This window comes from Calidithermus terrae (genome assembly GCF_003574345.1).
GTDB classification, from domain to species: Bacteria; Deinococcota; Deinococci; order Deinococcales; family Thermaceae; genus Calidithermus; species Calidithermus chliarophilus.
Window position 1 is genome coordinate 1 of record NZ_QXDL01000188.1, and the last position, 7,886, is coordinate 7,886.

General features: G+C 68.7%; 3 protein-coding genes and 1 pseudogene. 2 read left to right on the forward strand and 2 right to left on the reverse strand.

What is annotated here, in order from left to right; all coding sequences use genetic code 11:
• Positions 1–4,184, forward strand: a 4,184-nt coding sequence (locus Mterra_RS16750) for an InlB B-repeat-containing protein (protein ID WP_420836704.1), incomplete at its 5' end; no start/stop codon positions are given.
• A 361-nt stretch (positions 4,185–4,545) separates the two neighbouring features.
• Here Mterra_RS16750 and Mterra_RS16760 read toward each other — a convergent pair.
• Complete coding sequence (locus Mterra_RS16760) at positions 4,546–5,385, reverse strand: DnaA ATPase domain-containing protein (protein ID WP_119316199.1); 840 nt, start codon at positions 5,383–5,385, stop codon at positions 4,546–4,548.
• Entirely contained in the window at positions 5,378–6,571 is a 1,194-nt protein-coding gene (locus Mterra_RS16765; protein ID WP_119316200.1) for a hypothetical protein, read from the reverse strand. The genes Mterra_RS16760 and Mterra_RS16765 overlap by 8 nt, the downstream gene beginning before the upstream one ends.
• A 460-nt stretch (positions 6,572–7,031) precedes the next feature.
• On the opposite strand from Mterra_RS16765, the pseudogene Mterra_RS16770 reads away from it, so the two are divergent.
• Positions 7,032–7,886 (forward strand): annotated as a pseudogene (locus Mterra_RS16770) (hypothetical protein); the annotation flags it as partial.

A 7,886-nucleotide genomic window follows, 5' to 3' on the forward strand; every position in this document is an offset into this window, starting at 1 on the left:
GGGCGGGCGAGTGCGTGGTGGGCATGGGGGAGGACCGCGCGGTGACGGCCACCTTCGGTGACACCCGGCCCCCCCAGCTCGCCCTCACCTCGCCCGGCGCGGACGCCCTGACCCCCGAGGCCAGCCTGCGCGTCAGCGGGAGGGTCTCGGACAACGTGGGGGTGACCCGGCTGCGCCACCGCCTGAACGGGGGGCAGTGGCAGGACCTGGCGGTGCGGCAGAACCCCCAGGACTTCAGCTTCAGCGCCGAGCTCCTCCCGGGCGAGAACCGCCTCGAGCTGCTGGCCGAGGACGCGGCGGGGCTCCAGGCCGCCGCCTCGCTGCGGGTGACCCGCTCCTGCGACTACGCCGAGCCCCCGGGCGGCGCCGGGGCCGGGGCCCCGCCGGCGGAGCTGACCGAGGGCAACGCCGCGGCCTGGTGCGCCGACGCCCTCGAGGACCGCCAGCCCACGGGCCTGGGCGACGACGCCCTGCGGGTCAAGGCCGGCGGCCAGAGCCTGAAGCTCGACACCCAGAGCGGCTCCGACGTGCGGCTGGTCTACCCCAAGGCCCGCAACGCCCGCTGGGACCTGTCGGGCTTCAGCCACCTCCGGGTGTGGCTCTACGCCGAGAACCCCAGCCCCACCGGCTTCCAGGGCCACAGCCCCTGGCTGCGCCTGGGCAACGGGGCCAGCTACTTCGAGTACCGCCCGCCCCGGGACCTGCTCAACGACGCGCGGGGGCAGTGGCTCAGGCTGGAGGTCCCGCTGGCCGGCGACGGCACCTGGACGCGGACCAGCCAGGGAACCCCCACCCTGGCCCAGGTCGACTACCTCGAGCTCCACGCCGACACCTGGGACGCGGGGTTCCGCCTGTGGGTCGACGGCCTCGAGTTCGTCAGGCCGCTCCCGGCCTTCGCCCTCACCGTGGCCAAGGCGGGGGCGGGGAGCGGCACCGTCACCAGCAGCCCGGCGGGCATCAACTGCGGCCCGGCCTGCGCCGCGAGCTTCCCCGGCGGCACCCCGGTGGTGCTCTCCGCCCAGCCCGCTGCGGGGAGCACCTTCACCGGGTGGGGCGGGGCCTGCGCCGGGACCGGGGCCTGCACGGTGGAGATGACGGCGCCCAGGGGCGTCACCGCAAACTTCGGGGTGGCGCCCCCGGAGCTCAAACTGCAGGTCCGGTTCCCCGACTCGAGGTACGTCGACCCCGACGGGTACAGCGCCGCCGGGGCCACGATCGGGGTGCCGCTGGGCGGGCTATTCGAGCTGCAGGCCCTGAAAAACGGTGTGCCCGTGACCTCCCCCGTCACCTTTACCCCCTCCGACCCCGCCGCGGTCGCGGTTCTCTCCGCCAGCGGGGGGCTGGCCACCCTGAGCGGCGTCAAGCCTAACGGCAGCGCCACGGTGACGGCCAGCGTGGACGGACTCCAGGCCAGCGTGACGGTCAACGTAGGGGTGGTGCCGCCGATGAAGCCCTCCACCATGTCCCCCTACTTCGGGGGCCTGCTGGTGACTCGACAGGGCGAGGCGTACGGGATGGGCTCGGCCATCGCCCTGGGCATCCCCAACATCCCCAGCGGCGAGATCGACCCGCCGGTGAAGCTGCCCATCCCCGCGACCCCCGTGGGCGCGTCCGGCGGCTACGAGCACAACAGCGTGCTGGGGTCCGACGGCCGCGTCTACGTCACGGGCGTGCGGGAGAACGGGACTGGCAACCTGCAGACGGGCTGGGTAAACCTGGGGGTCAGCAACATCGCCGCCCTCGAGGGCAGCTACCAGACCAATTACTACATCACCAACGACCCCGACCGGAAGGTGTTCAGCAGCGCCGGGAACTTCCGGGGGCAGGCCTGCCGGGGGTACGTCTCCAACGACCTCGCCCCCTTCGGGGACACCGGCGGCCGCGACGCCCGCCGGCTGGCGGCGGGCCACCTCCACGTCGTGATGCTCAAGTCCGACGGGTCGGTCTGGGCGTGCGGGAACAACGAGAACGGGGAGCTCGGGCTGGGCTATACAGGGAATCCGGTAACCACCTGGACCCGGACGGCCTTCCCGACCGCTGTCGACTGCGCCGCGACCACCGGACTCACCGTATGCATCACGCCCCAACGGCAGCTCTACGTGGCGGGCCACCAGGGGTTCGGCCAGTTCGGCAGCGGCAACCGTGACCGGCAGCTGACCCCCGCGCCGGTGGCCCTCCCTGCCCCGGTGCTGGACGTGCAGTGCAACTCCGCCATGTGCGCGGCGATCCTCGTCGGCGGGGACCTGTACGTGGCCGGGAAGTACGGCGCGCTGGGCCTGCCGTCGGAGGAGTCCAACTCCTGGCAGAGGGTCCCCATAGTCAGTAAGGTCATCCAAATGGCCCTCAGCGAGCGGGCGGGCCTCTTCGTCCGGACCGAGGCGGACCGGTACTTCAGGCTGGGCAACAACACGGCCAGCCCCGTCGACTTCGGCCCGCTCAACGTGTCGGTGAGCGTCAACGTGACCGACCTCGGCTTCTACCCGGGCGAGCACCCGGTGCTGATCGGCACCGTGCAGGGGACCTCCCTCTCGCGGGTGAATTTCGTCAGCGAGGACCCCAGCATCGTGGAGGTCGAGCCGCACTACGTCGAGGGCCACCACGACTCGGCGGTGCGGCTGCACTGGAAGCGGGCGGGGACCACCCGGGTCATCGGCTCGAGCCCGCTCGGCGGCACTTCTTCGGTCACCACGGTGCGGGCGCTCACCAACGCCCCGCCCGAGATCAAGCGCTTCTACTACGAGCCCGGCGGCGACCTCAGCTTCGACCAGACCTTCAACTTCAAGCTGGAGATCTGGGACCCCGAGGGGCGCCCGATGCAGTGCCGCATCACGAGCGCCACGGCCAACTACGACACCGGGCCCTTCCAGAACTGCGACGACGGCTGGAGCCCGAGCCACAAGGTGACCTGGACCGAGGGCTACCGCGAGTTCACGCTCGAGGTGAGGGATAGTAATGGCAATTCAGCCTTTCGAGTTCTTCAGGTAACTTTGAGAGCTAATCAAGCTCCAGTCATCTCATCCTTCAGTGCAACGCCGACATCGGGGGGGGTCCCGACTGTTGTTGCCTTTAACTGGCTTGTATCTGATCCTGACGGTGCGGTGCTGATGTGTGAAATTGACGTTGATAACAATGGGACGACAGACTACCAATTCCCTTGTTCTAGCCGGACCTACCAAACCCACACATACTCCACCGCAGGGTCATTTACCGCGAGGTTAAGGATAACGGACAGCGGAGGTAGCGCCGTGAGCGCCTATCAAGCGCTTCAGTTCGGGACGGTGCCACCACCCCCTCCGCCGGACCCTTGCGGGGGTTTGTCCAACGTCGTAGCGGCCTCTTTGACGGACGTTAAGACGTTGTCAGTAGCGTCAATAAGGGTTGGGTGGCCAGAATTTGTTACAGATGTTGTAGATGCGCCAATCCGGTACTATCACAGCGACGAATACTCATGCCGACAAGGACTGCCACCCGGCACGACGGTATCAGTTTCGATAACAAATGCTGAGTTCGTGTCGGTTTATGAATCACCCGAAGGGGTGTGGATAAGAACTAGCCCTAGAGCGAATGTGCGTCCGATGACATCGTATGCCCGGAAAATTCGGGTGAACCTCGTATTCAGCCTGAATGGTCAGTCCACTACCTTTTCCCAGGAGATCCGTGTCCTTGAGATACTGAACTCGGATTGGGATGGGCCTACATTAAACGCACTTGTACAGGCGGCGGGGGGTGCTAGTGGGGATACGTTGACAACACGAATATCTGAAGTGCTTCGCACCCGGGGCGCGCCGGGGGCGTCTGAGAACCTCAATGAGTTGTATGTGTTCGATACCGCGATTCATTGGCAGTGCGCCGACTTCATAAAAGCAGCTTCCGGGGTAGTCTTATCGGTCAGTGAAACCCCAGGAGGCACATTCTCCGTCTGGGAGATACCCGAGCAAATGCGCACCCAGATGGTTGGCCGCGTTGTCGCCGTCATTGACCGCAGTACCAGGAAGTATATCAATGGTTCACATATCGGCATACTCAAAGCCTACGGTGTAGACCCAGCAACAAATAGGCAATATATAGAGCTATGGCACGCCAACTTTAGAAAAGACCGATCGTTGTCCATGAGCGAAAGAATCTACAGAGGTGGAGACAATTTGTTCGATAATGCTGACAACTACTTCTTCTTTGGACATTAACTTGTCTCGTTACCCTGTTTGGGCATTACCCGGATGGCATCCTGAAGCCTGGGTTTGTGGGCGAGAGTGTTGGAAGCTAGACGCACTTGCACTGCTTTGAGCGCTTTAAGGGCGGCGATGCGGAGGTGGACTTTGACACGCTGAGAAAAGTAGGACGCGTAGCCAGTCCACATCACGGAGCCGGCGTCGCAAGAGTTGCTCCCGCTGCCGCACCCGCCCGGGTGCGGCAGGCCGAAGGCGTGCCCGAGTTCGTGGGCCAGCCCGCCCAGGTACCGCGAAGGAGGGAACTTATACTCAACTCCGCAGTCGCCCACGTAGCGCGCTCCGAGGAACCCGTCCACGTCCTGCCTGGGGAGCATCGTCACCCCGCTCCCCCCGCGCCCAGCCCCCCGGCGTGTTGCACTTGTGGACAACGTCCACCTACGGGGGGGAGGGGGCCCTGAGCGGCCGCGGCCCGGTGGTCGCGGCCCCCCACCTCCAGCACGTAGCCCTGCGTCAGCCGGCTGGCGATGGCCGCGGCGGCCTCGGCCTCGCCCCCCGCGAGCCGCCGGGCGAGCTGCAGCGGGGGGTAGTTGCTGGTGACGAGGAGGGTCTTGCCCTCGCTGGAGAAGTGCTCGAGCAGGGCGTAGAGCGTCTGGTAGGCGAAGTCGGTAGGCTTGATCTTGCCGGCGTCGTCGAGCACGACCACCTCGGCCGGGCGGTAGTCGGGCGCCTCGCCCTGGCCGCGGATGGCGCGGTAGATCGCCTCGAGGTACTCGGCCTCGCCCAGGTACAGCGTCCTGCGCCCCGTCGTCGCCAGGCGGCGGGCGGCCGCCACCGCCAGGTGGGTCTTGCCGCGCCCGGGCAGGCCGTAGAGGTAGAGGAACTCCCCCGGCCGGAGGCCCTGGGCTGCCGCCAGGGCCTCGGCGCTGGCCGGCTCGCGCACGTAGCCCTCGAGGGTGAAGCCCCGGTAGCGGCGGGGCACGCCGGCCAGGAATTGCTCGAGGCAGACCCGCCCCCGCCACAGCTGCCGCAGGCCCCGGTAATACTCCTCCTCCCGGTCACGCAGGCAGTCGCAGTCGTGGGAGATGTCCTCGGCGAAGCGGTAGGCGCTCTCGAGGGCCGTCGCCCCGCACAGCGGGCAGGGGGGCAGCCGCGGGTCGTTTTGGGGGGCGCTGCGCCGGGCGGGCAGCGGGCCGGGGGCGCAGGAGGGCTCAAACATTAGCCACCTCCCCCGGGTGTACAGAGCTTGCTCTGTCCCGAAGGGGATCGTCCCCAAGGGCCCTCCCCAGGGCCCCGTACTCGCGCTCGAGGTCGTCCAGGTTGTAGCCCGAGGTCAGCGGGCCGTACTCCGCCTCCAAGTGCCCCCACCCCTCTGCAAAGGCCCCGGCGCGGGGATGCGCCGGGGCCGGGCGCTTGCGGTCCTCGACGACGGCCCGGTAGTAGCCCCACGCCCCCTTGGGCGTGCCCTGAACGACGGCGAGTTCGAGGGCCCGCGCTACCCGGGCCTCGCCGTAGGCCCGCACGTCCTCGGCCAGGAGGGGCAGCCAGCTCCCCCAGGTCACCGGGCCTCGCTCCCCGGTCTTGTCCAGCAGCCGGTACGAGCCCTTGAGGGCCTGCGGGGCCTGGCGCGCGAGGTAGAACCAGGCGTTGCGGGTCCGCTCCTCGCTCACCGCCACCCGGGCGAAGTTTTTCTGCCAGCCCGCCAGACCCAGCGCCTGGGCCAGCTCGCCCACCGCGTCGTGCCGCTTGGCCGGGCACCCGCCGAGGGCCGCCGGGGAAGATCCTTCCGCCCGCGGCCCGCGGGGTGCGCCTTCCGACCGGTGCGCGGGCGCAGCCCGTCCTGAGAGGGGGGCGTCTTCCTGGCGGAGCATGCCTCGAGCGGGGGAAGCCGGGGCGGCTCGAGAGGGGGTGCGCGGGGCGGCCCCTTCGGCGGGCGGGGCCGGCGGAGGAATTGCCGGCAATTCCTTGCTCGAGGCAAGAATCTTCGATTCTTGCTCGTTAAATTCTGTCTTTTGTTTAATTCCTTCTTTTTTAAGCTCCGGCTTAGCCGGATACGGCCCAGCCGTATCCGGGTTTTCAGGACGCGGTGAAGGGGGGGAAGGGGGCGGGTCCTGGCTCTCGTCGTGCACCAGGTACTCCCAGCCGGTGAAGCGGCCGCGCGCGTCCTTGAGCTGGCGGCGCTCCAGGTAGCCGTTGCGCGCCAGCTCCTCGAGGATGCGGTAGGTGCGGTCGCGGCCGCTGCCCGGGCGGCGGGTGAGGTCGGCCACCCGCACCTGCCAGTCGGCGGGCTTGCTGACCAAGTAGGCCAGCATCCCCAGCGCCTCCCACGACAGCCGCGCGTCGTTGAGGGTGGCGTTGGGCAGCACCGTGAAGTCCCGCTTGGGTCCGCGGCGGATGACGCTCACGGCCGCACCCCCGGCGCGCGGAAGGGGAGGACGATCCCCTTCGGGACCGGCTGACGCCGGTACACCGAGAGGCTGCGGGCCGTCCTCCTATCGGGGCTGCTCATGGCACGGCGCTCGAGGGCCGGCCCCGGGCGCCGTGCGGACGATCCCCCCGGCGCGGCGGCACCCAGGGGGCGAGGCTGTGGGTCGTGTGGGTCGTGGCGGGCGCAGGCTGAAGGCATCGTGGGCATTGCACTCCTTCCACGCCTGTGCTACCCTGTTCCTGACAACTCAGGCAGGGCAACACCTGTGGCGTCGACCCCCCGGTTCCCCAAACCTTCGGGGGGTTGGTGTTTTTAGTATAGCCGGGGTATACGGGACTTCAAGCTATGGAAATCAACGATAGGATAACAGGACCGGCCCCACCCCGCTTCTCATCTTCGGCCCGGACTCCCTATCAAAGCCCGCTATAGTGTGGGCCATGACGGAGACACCCCACCCAGGACGGCCCGCCGAGGGCCGGTGGCTCGAGCTGCCCCAGAAGCTCACGCGGGAGAACCGCTGGGCGCTGTGGCGGCCGGGCGCGAAGCGCGGCGCCAAAGGGCGGCCGGTTCTTGAGCTCGTGCAGGCGGCCAACCCCGCCGTCGCCGCGAGCGTGGAGGACCCCTACAGCTGGGCCAGCTTCGAGCGGGCCTGCCAGGCGCTGGCGCAGGCCCAGGCCTCGGGCCTGGCCTACGTCAACTCGCGCTACAACCCGGTCGTGGCCATCACCTTCTACAACGCGCTCAAGGACGGCAAGGTCGCGCCCTGGGCCATGCGCTACCTGGACATGCTCAACTGCTACGCCGAGGAGGGCGTGGTGCCGGGCTCGCTGCTGCTGCTGTACGAGGGCGGCAGCGAGCAGCCCCTGACCTGGGGCAATGTGGCCGTCCGGCGCAGCCCCTTCATCGCCCTCACCGGGCGGCACCTGCCGGGCTCGCCCAGCCGGGTGGGTACCTCGCCGACGCGGCTGCAGGCCTTCATCGACGCGAGCCGCCGTGACTTCGAGCGCATGATCGAGCGGCGCGGCGGCGACCCCAAGAGCCACATGGCGGGGAAGGGCCTCGAGCGGCTCCTGTCCAGCCTCAAAGGGGTGCGGAAGACCGGGCCCGGCCGCTGGATGGCCCTCTCGCCGGTGCGCGAGGAGAGCGAGCCCTCGCTCTCGATCCGCCTGGCGAACGGGCGCATCCTGCTCTACGACTTCGGCGGGGCGTCCACCGAGGAGGTCATCCGCGCGCTGGGCATCGGCTACGGCGACCTCTTCACCGACGAGACCCCCCCCGACCTGCCCCCCTCC